The following is a 16677-nucleotide window of genomic DNA, read 5'->3' as shown; positions in this document are numbered from 1 at the left end:
AACCGGGCACTTTGTCATTTTGTCACGTGACTTCAATATAAGCCATCCATATGGCAAATACCAGATGAAAAACTAGGTTATTACGCTGTTTATGAAAATACCGCCTAAAGCCCCAATCGGTACGATGATCCACGGTGGAGCTTTCCAAAATGTGAGCAGCCCGAACAAAATGGCAGCAAGCACAAAATCGGCAGGAGCCTGGATCGAGCTAACCCAGATCGGGTCATAGAGCGCAGCTAACAGGATGCCGACTACAGCTGCATTCACTCCTACCAAAGTACCTTGTACCCCTCTTTTTTGGCGGAGGGTATCCCAAAATGGCAGTGTCCCTGCAACCAATAAAAAGGCAGGCAAAAAAATAGCAATCGTCGCAATGACAGCACCTGTCCATCCATTCCTGACAGCCCCCAAATAGGCGGCAAAAGTAAACAATGGACCTGGTACCGCTTGAGCCGCTCCGTACCCGGCCAAAAATTGTTCTTTTGTTAACCAGCCCGCTGGCAATACTTCTCTTTCTAGTAGAGGAAGAACGACATGCCCTCCCCCAAAAACAAGGGAGCCTGCCCTGTAAAAGCTGTCAAACATCGCAAGCCATGAGAAGGACAACATGCCATTCAATACGGGCAGGAAGATCAGCAATCCACCAAATAACGTCAGACAAAGCACAGCGGCTGAGCTCTTTATGGGTACGTGAATAACTGGTACAGCAGGGGTATCCTCGGTTCGATAGAAGCTCCAGCCGAGCAGTCCAGCCAAGAAAATGACCGTTATCTGCGTAAAGGCAGTTGGCCATAACAAAGTAGCCGCAGCTGCCAAAATGGCGATTGTTGCCCGGCTTCGATCAGGGGCAAGTTTCTTCGCCATTCCCATGACAGCATGTGCCACGATGGCAACAGCTACGATTTTTAATCCGTGAATCCAGCCTGCATGAGCCGTATCTACCCCCTGCAAAAAATACGCGAACAATACGAGGGCAAGAACAGAAGGCAGCGTAAAGCCGAACCAGGCAACAAGCCCTCCAAGCAGCCCGCCACGCATGATCCCAATCCCGATACCAACCTGACTGCTCGCTGGACCAGGGAGAATTTGGCATACCGCTACAAGCTCGGCATAGCTTCGCTCATCTAGCCATTTTCTGCGTTTGATATATTCCTCGTGAAAATAGCCAAGATGAGCAATTGGTCCGCCAAAGGAAGTAATCCCTAGCTTCGTTGAAACGAGAAATAATTCGAGCAGTCTTTTCAGCTTGCTGTTTTCTCTAAGTGGCTGTTCCTGTTTCGTCTTCAGGATGCTCAACCCTCCACCTGTATTTTATCTCGAGAGTACGTGATTCTATCTGGAAAGAAACGAATTCAGTCTGTAAGAATACGATATTCCCTTTATTCCTTTCTGTAAACGAAAGAGGCGAAATCCATACAATAACCTTACATTTTAGAATCATGAGCCTAGCATTTGCTTTTATACCAACGCAAAAAACCAGCTCATCATGCGCAAGTAATGAACTGGTTTCTTGTGATCTGTTTTCGGAATTATCAGTTTTAACGAAACAGATCAAGCCGTGACTACCCGGCTCTCTGCTTTTTTTATACAAAGCAGCGTGCAATCACGTTCAGACCGCTATGCTTCTCGCTCAGCTCATCGCTTGCCAGCTTTTCCTCTGTTTCCGTGAGCGTAATGATTTGTGGGAGAACCAATACAAACCGATCCTCCGTCACGGTTTCGAGAAGCAATTGACCTTCCTCGTCCCATACTAGATTTCCCGCTAATATTCTGGTCTCCACACGAATCCTCCCCATCTCTTTCCCGAAAAATATATATTTCTATATGAAGCAAAGACGGGTACGATTTACCCGCCTTCACCATCAAAACAACCCAACTATTGCTCTTTTCTCAAACGCGCATCCAGCACAAAGTTTCCAAAAGGAAGCAGGGATGCGATAAAAGCACCAATTACCCGAATGATTGACCATCTGTTTTTCAGCGTCACATGGGCAAGTGCCAAAATATAAAGAACAAATAACACACCGTGAAGAGATCCAGCGATTTTTACTGCGGCTGGTACATCGAGAAAATACTTGAGTGGCATGGCAATCCCGAGCAATACCAAATACGAGATTCCTTCCAGAATGCCGATTACGCGAAAACGTCCAAGTGGAGTATTCATCATGAGGGGTACCATCCTTGAAAGTAATTACCATCATTATAAACGAAAAACTATCGAAATGATAACAATTGTCCAATGTTCATAATAATTTCAAAATCAATGACCGAAGCCCTCTTGGCGTACGCGTTCAATCCACCGCGCTTCAGCACGCAGATGCTCAATCGCCCCTATCAAAATGTTTCTCGCCCCGAAGTCCAATGCTTGCTTGGGCTCCTCCAAAATGGATTCGAGCAGCTCTGCCACACGCTGAACCTCACGCATATTTTCCGCAGATGCTTCCTCCATTTTTGCCGGATCGCCATAAGCAGCAAATGTCAGAGCAGCATATATCGGATTATGCAGCTGGATTGGGCGACGCATCTCCGTCAGCAAAAGCTGCTGGAGCTCTTCTTTCCCCTTATCCGTGATGCGATAGGTCGTTTTATCCGGGCGATTGGACTCCCGGATAATGTTTGCGACCTCGATCAGGCTTGCTTTGGCTAATTGGTCAAAGGCATAGTACAAAGAGCCTTTGGCAAATTTGATATAGCAATCGATTCCTCGCTGCTTTACTAGCTGCTGGACCTCGTAAGGATGCTTTTCACCCTCCATCAACAGACCAAGAATCAGCAGTTTTATACTCATATCCGCTTCTCCTCTAGTGATGTTCAGGATTCGGACGATTTTGATTCGCGCCTGGAATCAGCACGCGTTCTTTTCCCATCAGGACAATACATACGACCGCAAGCACAGCTGGAACCAGTGCCCACATAAACGTATGGGCAATCGACGTGGCGAGGATGTCCGTAATTTTGTCCAATACAGGTGCTGGAATGGCTGCACGCGTCTCAGGCGTCAAAATGGCACGCGGGTCCGTAATCGCTCCAATCCCTGTTTGTTGTCCGGCAAAAGCTGTGGACATCCCATTCTCAAACTGGTTGCGCTGCAAAATTCCAAAGACCGTAATCCCCAGCGTCATCCCAAGCGAACGGAAAAAGGAGCCTGTCGAGCTGGCTGACCCACGCTGCCGCATATCAAACCCATGAATGGCTGCCATCCCCAATACGGAGAAGGAAAACCCTACGCCGAAACCGGTAATGATCATATAAAACGTAACCATGCCACGCGAGATGTCCGGCGACAAGGTACTCAACAGGAAAATACCTGGTACGAAGAAGACGGACGAGAGAAGCATAATGTTGCGGAAGCTCGTTTTGGTCGTCAAAAATCCGCCCAGCTGGCTACCTACCACGGAGCCTAGCATCATCGGCGTCAAGAGCAAGCCGGAATTCGTCGCTGATCCACCGAATACGCCTTGGATAAAGATCGGCAAATAGACAGTCGTAATAATAAAAGCTGATCCGTACAAGAGTGCTACCGCATTCGAGGCGGCAAACAAACGTCGTTTAAACATGGTAAAGGAGATGATAGGCTCTGGTACTTTTGTCTCCACAAACAGAAAGATCACGAACAACACAGCAAAGGAAACAAACAGTCCAATGATTTGAACGGAATTCCATGCAAACTGATTTCCACCCAGCTCAAGAGCAAACATCAGGCTAATGACGGCTCCCACCAGGGTAACAGCCCCCCACCAGTCAATGCTTTGCTTGCGGTGTTCCAGAGACTCGCGATAATAAACAGAGATGAACCAGAGCGACAAGGCTCCGATCGGTACGTTGATGTAAAAAATCCAATGCCAGCCCACATACTCTGTTATGTACGCACCAAGTAACGGACCAAATACACTGGAGGTACCAAATACAGCACCGAACAAACCAGTCATTTTCCCCCGTTTTTCTGGCGGGAATACGTCAAAAATAATCGTAAATGCGATCGGCATCAAGGCGCCGCCACCGATCCCCTGAATCGCCCGATAAATGCTTAGCTCCACGATACTGCTAGCGGTTCCACAGAGGATGGAACCAAGTAAAAAGACAACGAGTCCAAACACATAAAATCGTTTTCTTCCATACATATCCGAGAGCTTTCCGAAAATCGGCATCCCTGCCATCGTAGCAACCATATATGCAGACGTAACCCAGACGAATTTATCCATGCCGCCCATTTCGCCAACAATTGTGCCCATTGCTGTTGCTACAATCGTATTGTCCATCGATGCCATCAATAACCCTAGCAATAACCCTGCCAGGACAAAATTCACTTTGCTTTCTTTGGCAATCAAGCAAGCTCCTCCCATCGTATCCATGATGATTACTCTAAATATTATATTCAAATTTGACTAAAAGTCTGTAAGAAATTTACTCGGCTTTGTAAAGCTTCAAATAAAAAAGCCATCTTCTTTGTCTGAACACGAGTCAAACAAAGAAGATGGCTTGTATTTATCTCTCGCTTACTTAGTTCGTTTTCAGTACATCATGGTCCACATAGCGCTCGCCGTTTATTTCACTAATGACATTGATCGCTACTTTGGCTCCATCACCAGCAGTGATGATCGTATGTACGCTTACGCCAGCACACGTCCCAGCTGCCCAGATTCCATCTACATTTGTTTTCCCTTGCTGATCTACATCAACAACGGTTTTGATTCGCGGCTCTGTGCCTTCCTTGGTATTTACCCCGATAGCTTCAGCCAGCGTAACCAGAGCACCTGTAGCCAAAATGACATGCTTTGCTTCGAAGGAGCCTTTTTCTGCTGTTTCCACAACGAAACCTTGCTCGGTTTTCGTAATATTGTTGACTTGGTCAGTAACAAGCTCCGCACCGAATTTGGCTGCTTGCTTCTTGCCTGTTTCAATGAGGTCCGGGCCAGTAGCTTCCAGGATGCCGTAGTGATTCTCTAACCAGGCACGCTTCGTCATGCTTTTATCATTGTCAATCAACAGCGTCTTTTTGCCTGCCTTCGCTGCAAACAATGCTGCGCTTCCCCCTGCTGGGCCTGCTCCAATAATCGCGATATCGAACATAGGTAACTCCCCTTTCCAAAATGTGTTTCACAACATAATTATATACTTAGTTTCGTAAAAGAAAAAGTCCTAAATCAGTCGTAGTGATGAAATTTAAAAGGCCCGCTTCCCTCCAGCAGAGGAAAACGGGCTCCCTATAGTATGTCAAGCCGTTCTAGATTTCACACAAATTTTTATTACCGCCGCGTTCGTAACAAATTTCTCCATTGATGACAGTCATCTCGATGTTTGTAGAAAGTACCTCATCCGACTCCACCTGCAACAGATCTTTTGAATAGACGGTCATGTCGGCATACTTTCCTCTGCTGATCGTCCCTTTGACTGCTTCTTCATTGGTCGCCAGAGCGCCACCATACGTAAAAATGCGAAGCGCTTCTTCCATTGTCAAATTCTCTCCTGGATAGTATCCCTCATGCCTGTCCTCTGGTGCACGACGTGAAACGGCTGCATGAATGCCCAAAAGTGGCTCCAGCGGTTCAACAGGAGCATCGGAGCCTCCTGCACACATAATCCCTGCGTTCAGCATGCTTTTCCAAATGTAGGCTTGCTGTGCCCGCTTCTCTCCAATCCGTTCTGCAACCCACGGGAAATCCCCTACTACGAACCGCGGCTGAATATCCGCGACGATGCTTGGACTCTTCAACCGCTCCAGCAAATCAGGGCGAAGCAAGGAAGTATGAATCATGCGGTCCCGATACCCTACAGTCGGAAATTTATCCAGCATGTCGAGCACATTTTCCAGGGCCTGATCGCCAATCGTATGGACAGCAATCGGCATTTTGGCATCGCGTGCTTGCTTAAACAGCTGATATAAGGTCTCTTCGTCATGAATCTCGCTTCCCACATTCCCTGGATCATCCGTATAGGGTGCGGAGAGATAGGCCGTTCTCCCGCCAAAGCTGCCATCAGCAAATATTTTCACGGCGCCGATCTGCAGCTTCTCATTTCCATACCCTGCGTACATCCCACGCTCAACCAGCCGCTTCACATGCGGATAATAAATCAACAGGTTGCACCGGAGCCCTAGTCCCTCCCCGTTTAACAGCTCGTCATACAGCTTCCAGGTCTGATCCAGTCCTCCTAGTCCGCGCAAATCCTCGGTATGTACGCTCGTAAGCCCGCACTGCATCGCTAGCTGAATCGCCTGCTTCAATACTTGCTTCAACTGCTCGTAAGTAAGCTTGGGGATATGCCTCTGAACTATATTGGACGCCGTTTCCAGCAGCAGTCCCGTAGGTTTTTGGGTCTGCGGATCAAGTACAACGGTTCCCCCTGCCGGAATATCCATATCCGCCGAATAGCCAGCGATCTCCAGCGCTTTGCTGTTGACCAATACGACATGACCGCAAACGCGTGTCAGTAGAACCGGACAATGCGGCGACACATGATCCAGCTCCTCGATTGAGGGTAAGCCCCCTTCAACAAAGCGGTTCTCGTCCCAGCCTCTTCCTTGTAACCATTCGCCTGCTGGTGTTTGGTCTGCCCTCTCCTTGATCATCTGGAGCATGTCATCCTTTGAGGTGATATTGCCTAAGTCCATCGACAACATTTTGGTTGCGATTGAGGATAAATGCAGATGGCTATCGATCAGACCTGGCGTCACCATTTTTCCATCCAGGTCTCTCACATTTGCCTCTGGTCTTCCCCACTGCAGCAGCATCTCCCGGTGGCTCCCCAGATCCACGATCCTCCCATCCCTTACTACTACAGATTCAGCCATAGGCTGAGACGAATCGAATGTATAAAACCTGCCATTGGTAAATATCGTCGTCATAAATACCCATCCTCCATCATCCTGTAAACGTCACTGTCTGCTGCCGCGATATCATCCCGCGAACGACGGCTGATTTGATCGGCGGCCTCTTGTGCTTGCCGGAAGGCTTCTTTTTCATCTACGGTTAGCAGCTTGCGATTCTCCATAATCACTTGTCCATCAATGAGGACGGTCTCCACCTCGTTCCCTCGTGCCGAGTAAACCAGATTGGGAACGATATTGCGGATGGGGTCTGTATAAATCGGACACAGAGTCGGAGCCTCTAGATCCAGGATGATGACGTCTGCTTTTTTTCCTGCTTTCAAGCTGCCAACCTCGTGATCCAGGCCAATCGCTTTGGCCGATTCAATAGTCGCGAGTCGCAAGGAAAGCCACGCAGGAAACACTTTTGGGTCGGCTCGCTTCACCTTATTCAAAATAGCGGCAAACTTCATTTCATTGAACATGTTGTTGCAGTTGTTTCCCGGAGCCTGATCCGATCCGAGAGCGGCCTGTCCACCTGCTTCCAAAAAATCCATAATCGGAGGCACCAAGCCGTCAATGATGCCGATGCTCCCCGCACAGTAGATCATGGACGCTCCTCGTTTTGCAACCAGCTGGGTCTCTTCTTTTGTCGCCTCTGTCAGATGGACAGCCATGAGCCGGGAATCGAGGTAACCGAGCTCATCCAAATAAGGAATGGTGCGTTTCTGATGCCGTTTCACCATCTGCTCGATTTCCCTGTCCCCTTGGGCGACATGCATATGAATCCGGGTATCGTACTTTTGTGCCAACGCCTTTACTTCCAGCAGCAGCTCTTTTCCGAGCATGTCCGCTCCCTGCGGCCCAAACAGGCAGGTGATTCTCCCGTTTTCTTTTCCGTGCCACTCCTCGAACAGCTTGATGTTTGCCACAAGCTTCCTGTTGCCGATAGCTGGGTCAAGCGGATACAGCTCACCAACAGGAAGCTTCCCGATATCATCTGATAGTTCATTCACTGTTTCTGCTACTCTGGCACGCGCTCCTATTTTGGCATAATGCGAGACAATTCGGCCCATGGAATGATCGAAGTCGCAAAACGTAGTCGTTCCGGCTTTGATCCCCTCGATAATCGTCACCAATGAACCTTTCAGCGTCTCTTCTTTCGTTGAATTCTTCATCAAGGGCCACATGCCTTTTCGCATCCAGTGAGACATGTCCTGAGCCATTCCCCGAAAGATGGACAGACCTGTGTGCATATGCGCATCAATGAGTCCTGGCATCACCAGCTTGCCGCTTGCGTCAATGACTCGATCCGCCTGATATCCTGCCAATATCTCGTCCGTTGCTCCCACTGCGGCAATCGAATCTCCGTTTATGGCGACTGCCCCGTTTTCCACTATCCCGACACCCGCACCCTCCATCGTAAGAACAAAGGCATGGGCGATAATCAAATCCACCTTCATACAAAAACCTCCAAACCAGCCTCTGATGAAAACGTTGGAATTAGGAAGAGCCGCTAGTGATTCAAAACCTTTGACAGGAAGTCTTTCGCCCGGTCTGACGAGGGTTGCGTAAAAAACTGCTCCGGCGGGGCTACCTCGACAATTTTGCCCTCTGCCATGAATACGATTTGATCGCAAATTTCCCGGGCAAAGCCCATCTCATGCGTGACGACTACCATGGTCATTCCACTAGATGCCAAGCCCCTGATCGCATCCAGCACTTCCTTGATCATCTCCGGGTCTAGAGCTGATGTAGGCTCATCGAACAGCATAACCTTTGGGTCCATGGCGAGTGCCCTGGCGATGGCTACCCGCTGCTGCTGTCCACCAGAAAGCTGCCCCGGAAACGAGTCATATTTCTCACCCAGCCCCAGAGATGCCAGCAGCTTTTTAGCCTTTTCTGTTGCTTCATCCTTGGGTACCTTTTTCACCTGAACAGGAGCTATTGCTACATTTTCTACTGCTGTCAGGTGTGGATACAGATTGAATGCCTGAAACACAAAGCCGATATCGGATCGTAGCTTATTTATATTCGTCCTCCGATCGTGTACAGAAGTCCCGTCTACAATGATTTCGCCCGCCTGGATCGTCTCCAGTGCATTCATGCTGCGAATCAGTGTACTTTTTCCTGCCCCGCTCGGACCGATTAATGCGTACACATTGGACTCGGGTATTTCCAGATTAATGTTTTGCAGGACGTTCACGCTTCCGTAGCTCTTGTTCACCTGTTTGATTTGGATCACGTGCTGGCCTCCTTGTACCGTTGATCATGTGCATCCCCTATTCGGACACCCGATAGCGCCGCTCCAGCGCACTGATGATTTGCGAAAGGAAAAACGTGATACAAAAATACATAATCGCGACAAACGTCCATACCTCCAGCGAGCGAAATGTAGTCGACACCAGGTTTTTGGCAACCAGCGTCAGGTCGACCACAGAGATGACAGATACGAGAGAGGAGTCTTTGATCAGCGTAATAAACTGGGAAGCCATCGGCGGCAATACTTTACGCATCGCTTGCGGCAAAATGATAAAGCGCATTGCTTGCACATACGTCATGCCCGAGGAACGGGCGGCCTCCATCTGCCCCCGAGGCACAGCTTGAATTCCTGCCCGTACGATCTCGGCGATAAAAGCAGCAGAAAACAATCCCAGTCCGAAGACTCCAGCCAAAAACGGCCCCATCTTCAGATACTTGCCGAGAACAAAATAAATCCAGAACAACAATACAAGCAAAGGAACACCACGAATAAATTCCACATAGCTGACTGCCAGAAACGAAACGATCCGATTGCCGGAGATTCTGCACAATCCAAGCAAAATTCCTACAGGGATACTCACGAGCAGTGCACACGCGGACAGCTGTAGCGTCAACAACAACCCATCCCATAATAAATGCATATTTTGAGGAATCACATTCCAGGCGCTACCCATGTTTAACCCCCTTCCTTCTATACGCTCATGCTCCAAGCGATGGCGTATGTTTTACTGTTGCTGTACCTGATTGATCCATTCGTTTGATTTGAACCATTTATTGACCGAAATCTGGTCGTCCAAGCCGTTTCGATAGGAAGCCAGGAAGGAATTCACCCATTGGATCATGGCCTGATCATTCAAAGGTAACGCGATTCCCAGATTTTCCGTAGATAGCACTTCGTACACACCTCGAACAGAATCAGCATTCATGATTTCAAAAACTCGAACTCCAGGCTCGTCAAAAACCAATGCGTCTGCTTGTGCCTGCTTCACAGCCAAGGCTGCGTTGGTAAAGCCATCGAAATCCATTATGGTTGCGTTTTTGAACAGCTGCTTGGCTAGCAGAGCACCGGTGGAGCCCTGACCTACAGCAATCTTTTTACCGGCCTGGTCCAATTCCTTCCAGCTTTTGGTTGTTGTATCTTTTTTCGGTACCATGACGACTTGACCCGAAGAGTAGTAAGGATCGGAAAAGCTGACGGCGAGTGCTCGATCCCCGCGAATGGTCATGCCGGAAATAACCATGTCGATATCTCCTGTTTGCAGGGCAGGAATGAGTCCACCAAAGTCGCTATAATCCTTGAACTCTACCTCCACCTTCAAAGCATCCGCGATCGCTTTTCCCAAGTCCATGTCATACCCGACAAACTTCCCTTCCTTGTCCTTCATCTCAAACGGAAAATAACCGCTTGAGGTCCCGATCACCAGCTTTTTCTTGTCCACTACTTTTTGAATCGTAGATGGACCACTCACTCCTGCCCCCGCCTCCTGGGAACATCCTGTCACGATCACAAGCAACAGCGCCAGCCATACAAACGTCCACTTTTTCATCTCTTTACCCCCTAGTCGATTAAAAAATTGGTTTTGCCACTTACTTCGAAAAGAACTGGATGAAAAGAAAAAAACGAGTCCCTCCTTAACTAGGGTGGTAGTTATCTATATAAGCCAACAGCTGCTGGGTTATATACAAGGGAAGTCTTGTCCAAACGGTAGCAAACAGGAATTGTGCCGGGTGGTAGCCGATCGTAGTTGAAAGGGGCAAGGAAATCAGAGCTTTGTGGGTGATAAGATGTTGCCGTATGTAACGCAGTTTTGGAAAATGCTCATATTTACTAGATATTTTATTTCCAGCGTAATAAATAGGCAAGAGTATAATTCTGAATATAAAGAATATTTATATAATTATTTACCGCCTATTATCAAAACGAATAAAGAGAGAAACCTCGGTGAGAAGCCTCCCTCTTTTTGTTTGCTTACAGCTCGATCCAATATCTTCTTACCACGTTGCCATCTTCCTCTGTATAATCAGATTCCAGCACACCACCGTTTTTCAAAATCGTTTTTTCCGACGCCGTGTTCCAGCTGTCACAGACGACCAAAACCTTTTCCAGCCCCAGCTCTCTTGTTTTTTCCAATGACTGAGCCAGAATAGCTGTGGCATAGCCTTTTTGTCTCTCCGATGGTCTGATCCCGTAACCGATGTGGCCTCCTACCCGTAGCAAGCGCTCATTTAACCGATGACGAATATTGACTGCACCCACAATTCTCCCGTCCCCTCTTCTGAGCCAGTACGTAGAATGCGGCACAAAGTCGTGTGGTAGTAGGCTCTCATCTTTCTCGCTCTCCAAAAAATGCAAGTACGCTGCAAAGTCGTATGGATCTTTGTCCACTACCCATGGAACAATCTGCTCTTTGCTATGTTTCCATTCCTCATAATAAGAAAGATATTCTTCGTAGTATTCGCTCGTAGGCTTCACCAATTGCAGCTGCTCCTCCATACTCCCACTCCCCGTTTTCCCTCTGGAAATTTTGTACATCTTACCATGCTATCCGAGCGCTATCAAGCAACGAACAGCAAAAAACCTCTCGGGATTGCCCCGAGAGGTTTTGAACTTATTTTAGTATTTGTTAAAGGTCATGATCCAAATGGAACCAAGCACGATTGTCAAAACAATCACAAGCCCCAGGATCAAGGTCTGTACGTTGTAACGCGGCTTTTCTCCCTCGCGGATATGCATGAAGAAGAACAGCTGAATCACGAATTGCAAGATGGCCATCACCATGATGGTAATCAGCGTAGCTGTTTTACTCATCATCTGATTCATGACTAGCACCAATGGAATAATGGTGAGCACAATCGACAGGATGAAACCAATTACGTACGACTTCAACGAACCATGATTGTGATGATCTCCATGATTTTCATGTTGCGTCATCTTACATCACCCCCATCAGATAGACGACTGTGAAGAGGAAGATCCACACTACGTCAAGGAAGTGCCAGTACAAGCTCAGGTTGGTTACTTTGCGGCGAGTAACTGGTGTGATTCCGCGGCGTTTCAGCTGAATCATCAGTGCTACCATCCAGAACAAACCAACGGATACGTGCAATCCGTGCGTACCAACCAGCGTGAAGAAAGCGGACCAGAAACCACTAGTGGCCATAGTTGCTCCTTCATGCATCAAATGCGTAAACTCGTTAATCTCCAGCACTACGAAGGACAGACCGAGGACAGCTGTTACAGCCAGCCACGCGATCATTTCTTTTACTTTGCCTTTGTTCATTGCCAGGACAGCCAAACCACTGGTAAAGCTACTTGTCAGCAAGATAAAGGTGGAAGCGATAATCCCAGGAAGCTCAAACAATTCTTTAGCAGTCGGCCCACCAGCAAAGCTATGCATCATTACCGCATAGGTGGCAAACAGCGAACCGAACAGAATGCAGTCCGTAACAACAAAGATCCAGAACCCTAGAACCTTTAGTTGTTCATGCTCTTCATGACCATGGTCATGGTCATGTCCGTGACCATGGTCGTGATGCTTAGCCATCTGTTGCATTACAATACCCTCCCCAGTGAAGCCTCGGTGCGTCGCACTTCATCCACCGGTACATAATAATCCGTATCATATTGGAAGGAACGTACCCACATGCACGCAAACACTCCAATGAATCCAATTACTGCAATCCAAACCCATCCGAACGTGAAGCCAAATCCGACCATGAACCAGAACAGCGACATGATAAACGGTATGCCCGAGTTTTTCGGCATGTGGATTGGCTCCAGATGCACAGGTTCTTCTTTATACGTACCATTTGCTTTCGCTTGTTTCGTTGCCCACCAATCGTCAGAGTCTTTCACAGTTGGTACGACAGCGAAGTTATAAAACGGAGCTGGCGATGGAATCGACCATTCCAGTGTACGTCCATTCCATGGGTCACCTGTTTTGTCGCGCTCCCCATGCTTGATGCTGTAAGCAATTTGCCATACTTGGAAGATGAAACCGATCCCCATCATGAAAGCACCGACAGTAGAAACCAGGTTCATATCTGCCCAACCGCGATCCCAGCCGTACGTATAGTAACGGCGAGTCATACCCATGAAGCCGAGTGCGTATTGTGGCATGAAGCATACATAGAAACCGATATTCCAGAACCAGAAGCCCCATTTGCCCAATTTCTCATCGAGCTTGAAGCCGAACAGTTTTGGCCACCAGTAGTAAATACCTGCCAGGTAACCGAACACTACACCACCGATCAACACTTGGTGGAAGTGGGCAATCAGGAAGTAACTATTGTGATACTGATAGTCTGCCGGTGCTACCGCAAGCATAACCCCTGTCGCTCCACCTACGAGGAAGCAAGGGATAAAAGCGATAGTCCACAGCATTGGTTGTTTAAAGGATATCCGACCACGGAACATCGTAAACAACCAGTTAAATACCTTAACCCCGGTCGGAATCGCAATGACCATCGTCGATATCGCAAAGAATGCAATAACACTTGCACTAGTACCCATGGTGAAGAAGTGGTGAGCCCATGTAAAGAAGGACGCAACGGCAATCGCCATCAATGCCCAAACCATGGATTTGTAACCGAAAATCTTTTTACGCGAGAAGGTTGCTACAACCTCAGAGAAGATACCAAATGCTGGTACAACAACGATATATACCTCAGGGTGACCCCACATCCAGATGAGGTTCAAATACATCATCGGATTTCCGCCGCCGTCCATTGTAAAGAAGTGGGCGCCTGCAAAACGGTCAAGGAACAACAGTGCGATTGTTACAGTCAAGATCGGGAAAGCAAAGATGATCATGATGCTGGAAGACAATACAGACCAGCTGAACAATGGCATTTGAGACAATTTCATGCCAGGAGCACGCATTTTCAGGATGGTTACGATGAAGTTAATCCCCGTAGCCAAACTACCGATACCAGAAATCTGAATACCCCAGATCCAGAAGTTTTGTCCTGGTCCTGGACTGAAATCATTTTGTGACAACGGTGGATAAGACAACCAACCAGCTTCTGGAGATCCACCAATTACGAACGAAAGGTTGAACAGCATCGCACCAAGCATGAACAGCCAGAAGCTAAGTGCGTTCAGGAAAGGATACGCTACGTCACGCGCACCTAATTGAAGCGGAACTACCATGTTGAACAAACCAAACATCATCGGCATCGCCATGAACAAAATCATGATCGTACCGTGAGTTGTAAAGATGGCATTGTAGTGCTCCGAATGTAAAAACTCCATATTCGGGAATGCCAGCTGTAAACGCATCAGCAGGGCGTCGACCCCACCGCGGAACAGCATCAAGAGTGATGCGATCAAGTACATGATACCGATACGTTTATGGTCAACCGTAGTCAGCCATTCGCGCCACAGCCAACCCCATTTTTTATACTTCGTTAGTACAAACACGATTGCGATCATGGTAAGGGCAATCGAAACGTCCGCACCGTAAATTAGCGGGTCACCAGTTACAAAGAACGTGGATGCAAATTCCTTAATGTTCTCCCACACTTGGTATTCCTCCTCCCTCTCTAATGCTTCATACCGGAGTGATCCATACCCGGCATACTGCTCATATCAGACATTTGATGTGTTTCACTAGATGTTTCTGTTGACTTATCATCTGCCTCGGCAGGTTGTTTTTGCATAACATGGTGCATATCATGACCATGGCTGTATCGAGCAAGAATTTCTTCAAACAAGCCTTCTGGGAAAGCGGAGTACAGCTTCTTCTCAGTCAATCCAGGCTTTTTCAATTCATTGTAATCTTCTTTAGACATGGCTGGAGTCGTACCTTTTACTTCATCCACCCACTTATTGAACTCATCTTGTGGTTTGGCAACCACCTTGAACTGCATATGAGCAAAGTCTTTTCCAGAGAAGTTAGAGCTAAAGCCTTGGAACTCACCTGGTTTATCTGCTTGTAAGTACAGCTCAGTAGCCATTCCCGCCATCGCGTAAATTTGACCACCCAGCTCTGGTACCCAGAAAGAGTTCATCGGAGCTTCTGCAGACACTTGGAAGTGAATCGGAACTCCAGCAGGAATCTCTAGGTAGTTAACTGTCGCGATGTTTTGATCCGGATAAGTAAACATCCATTTCCAATCCAATGCCGTAACTTGAATAGTCATTGGTGCAACTTCTTTATTAGGAGATTCTTTTAAGACATAAACATCTCGAACGGTAAAGTAACCCAGGATCGCAATAATAACCACTGGGATTCCCCACCAGATTACCTCAAGCGCCGTGTTATGTGCCCATTCCGGCTTGTACGGTGCTTTATTGCCTGGCGTATCCCTATAGCGATATACAATAAAAGCGGTAAGCGCAAGAACCGGAATGATGATGACCGCGCACAAAATCGTAGAAATAATGATGAGATTGTACTGCGTCTCGGCTACCGGTCCTTTAGGATTCAAGACAAGATATTCACTACCACATCCCGAAAGCAGGACGGTTGCTAGCGCTGCCAAGATCCAAAACTGGATTTGCCTCAGCATTTTTCCTCCACTCATTCTCCTAATCCCTCCTCTTTCACAAGCAGAAAACATGTAACTCTTTTCGTTTTTTTCAATATAGGTGAACACATCTCCTAATCGCATTTACATACTATCAGAGAGAAGCCTCTTTTGTACTTGTTTTTTTGCACGTTCATTATTTCGTAGTATTTCTGTGACAAAGTGTTCACATGGCAGTCACGAGTTGATCATAATATTGTTACGAATCTCCTCTAATACACATCCGTAACCATAATTGGCCGATATGCCCAATTCCGCAAAATTAATAAAACGCTTTCACTATATATAAAAAAAGCCCTTAGAGACAAATCCCTCTAAAAGGCTGTCACCCTAAGGCTCCCTAGTTTCTTCTATAGTAATTGGAACGCTTACATCTTCTCTTTGCGTCCTTCATACCCACTCATTCACAACAAAAAAACCTCCCATGTATTTCTAGCATGAGAGGTTTGCTTATGGTTTTGTATTCATCGCAGTTACACTTGTTGTTTGCGAATGTTCATCAGGCGGAACACTGTGCTCAAGAGGAAAATGTTCATACCTGCGATCAGGAAACCGATCGAAACCATCAATGTGAAATTTTCCGATCTGAAATCGCTTACACTGAATGCCATTAACAAAGCGCCGATGATGGTTGTCGTCCAAGCCATCCATTTGAGCATATCTGCTGCTTTTTTCTCGTTATTCATATATCATGACCCCCGTCACTTAAGATTTCATTTCATCTGATAGCTATATTGTAACACAAAATTCATTTGTTGGTCACGTTTTGTTCAAATTTTTATTAAAAAATTGTCAAAACTTTTTACGTAAACCTATTGAAATAGCACTTGTTACAATTTCCCTTTGTGTCTCAAATGTGAAAACGTCAAAAATACTTTGTTAAACAATTTCTTTTCGTCACATCCTACGCCATTCTTCTGTGAAGAGAATCCCGGAAATAGGCGGATACCAGCATGATCCAGTCATAGGAGAAGGCAGGGAAAAGGAAATTCGTTTACGTGTAAAAAAAGACCACCTGCCATTAGACATACACATGTAGGGCATGTCCAACAACAGTGGTCTTTGGTGTTTGGTATTTC

The 16677-nt window shown here is 47.1% G+C and carries 17 protein-coding genes; all 17 read right to left on the bottom strand.

Annotated features, from left to right (window positions below; all coding sequences use genetic code 11):
• Positions 1-72 precede the first annotated feature (72 nt).
• Positions 73-1296: a chromate transporter gene (locus ADS79_RS04435; protein WP_236699880.1), complete on the bottom strand. Its 1224-nt coding sequence runs from the start codon at positions 1294-1296 to the stop codon at positions 73-75.
• A 287-nt stretch (positions 1297-1583) separates the two neighbouring features.
• Entirely contained in the window at positions 1584-1781 is a 198-nt protein-coding gene (locus ADS79_RS04430) for a hypothetical protein (RefSeq protein WP_236699879.1), read from the bottom strand.
• Between the two features lie 95 nt (positions 1782-1876).
• On the bottom strand, positions 1877-2167 hold the full coding sequence (locus ADS79_RS04425; protein WP_049737216.1) for a DUF3817 domain-containing protein: 291 nt from the start codon (positions 2165-2167) through the stop codon (positions 1877-1879).
• Between the two features lie 93 nt (positions 2168-2260).
• A complete protein-coding gene (locus ADS79_RS04420) occupies positions 2261-2788 on the bottom strand; it encodes a PadR family transcriptional regulator (RefSeq protein ID WP_049737215.1) in 528 nt (175 codons plus the stop codon).
• Positions 2789-2801: 13 nt separating this feature from the next.
• Positions 2802-4328 (bottom strand): MDR family MFS transporter, encoded by a 1527-nt coding sequence (locus tag ADS79_RS04415; RefSeq protein ID WP_049738132.1) that lies wholly within the window; start codon positions 4326-4328, stop codon positions 2802-2804.
• 172 nt (positions 4329-4500) lie between these two features.
• Positions 4501-5070, bottom strand: a complete 570-nt coding sequence (locus tag ADS79_RS04410; RefSeq protein ID WP_049737214.1) for an FAD-dependent oxidoreductase — start codon at positions 5068-5070, stop codon at positions 4501-4503.
• Positions 5071-5224: 154 nt separating this feature from the next.
• Positions 5225-6844, bottom strand: a complete 1620-nt coding sequence (locus tag ADS79_RS04405; RefSeq protein WP_049737213.1) for an amidohydrolase — start codon at positions 6842-6844, stop codon at positions 5225-5227.
• On the bottom strand, positions 6841-8268 hold the full coding sequence (locus ADS79_RS04400) for an amidohydrolase family protein (protein ID WP_049737212.1): 1428 nt from the start codon (positions 8266-8268) through the stop codon (positions 6841-6843). Before ADS79_RS04400 ends, ADS79_RS04405 begins: the two co-directional genes overlap by 4 nt.
• Before the next feature lie 53 nt (positions 8269-8321).
• On the bottom strand, positions 8322-9050 hold the full coding sequence (locus tag ADS79_RS04395) for an amino acid ABC transporter ATP-binding protein (RefSeq protein ID WP_049737211.1): 729 nt from the start codon (positions 9048-9050) through the stop codon (positions 8322-8324).
• Positions 9051-9087: 37 nt separating this feature from the next.
• Positions 9088-9741, bottom strand: coding sequence for an amino acid ABC transporter permease (locus ADS79_RS04390; protein ID WP_049737210.1), 654 nt, complete (start codon positions 9739-9741; stop codon positions 9088-9090).
• Positions 9742-9792: 51 nt separating this feature from the next.
• Positions 9793-10614, bottom strand: a complete 822-nt coding sequence (locus ADS79_RS04385; protein ID WP_049737209.1) for a transporter substrate-binding domain-containing protein — start codon at positions 10612-10614, stop codon at positions 9793-9795.
• 422 nt (positions 10615-11036) lie between these two features.
• Positions 11037-11561, bottom strand: coding sequence for a GNAT family N-acetyltransferase (locus ADS79_RS04380; protein WP_049737208.1), 525 nt, complete (start codon positions 11559-11561; stop codon positions 11037-11039).
• Between the two features lie 120 nt (positions 11562-11681).
• Positions 11682-11999 carry a cytochrome o ubiquinol oxidase subunit IV gene (cyoD, locus tag ADS79_RS04375; RefSeq protein WP_049737207.1) on the bottom strand — a complete coding sequence of 106 codons (318 nt, stop codon included), beginning with the start codon at positions 11997-11999 and terminating at the stop codon, positions 11682-11684.
• A gap of 1 nt (position 12000) precedes the next feature.
• On the bottom strand, positions 12001-12612 hold the full coding sequence (gene cyoC, locus ADS79_RS04370; protein WP_049738131.1) for a cytochrome o ubiquinol oxidase subunit III: 612 nt from the start codon (positions 12610-12612) through the stop codon (positions 12001-12003).
• Positions 12613-12620: 8 nt separating this feature from the next.
• Positions 12621-14591 carry a cbb3-type cytochrome c oxidase subunit I gene (locus ADS79_RS04365; protein WP_049737206.1) on the bottom strand — a complete coding sequence of 657 codons (1971 nt, stop codon included), beginning with the start codon at positions 14589-14591 and terminating at the stop codon, positions 12621-12623.
• Positions 14592-14611: 20 nt separating this feature from the next.
• Complete coding sequence (locus ADS79_RS04360; protein WP_049737205.1) at positions 14612-15595, bottom strand: ubiquinol oxidase subunit II; 984 nt, start codon at positions 15593-15595, stop codon at positions 14612-14614.
• Positions 15596-16071: 476 nt separating this feature from the next.
• Positions 16072-16284: a hypothetical protein gene (locus tag ADS79_RS04355; protein ID WP_049737204.1), complete on the bottom strand. Its 213-nt coding sequence runs from the start codon at positions 16282-16284 to the stop codon at positions 16072-16074.
• Positions 16285-16677 lie beyond the last annotated feature (393 nt).

The organism is Brevibacillus reuszeri (assembly GCF_001187725.1).
GTDB classification, from domain to species: Bacteria; Bacillota; Bacilli; order Brevibacillales; family Brevibacillaceae; genus Brevibacillus; species Brevibacillus reuszeri.
This window is presented reverse-complemented; position numbering and strand designations above follow the sequence as displayed.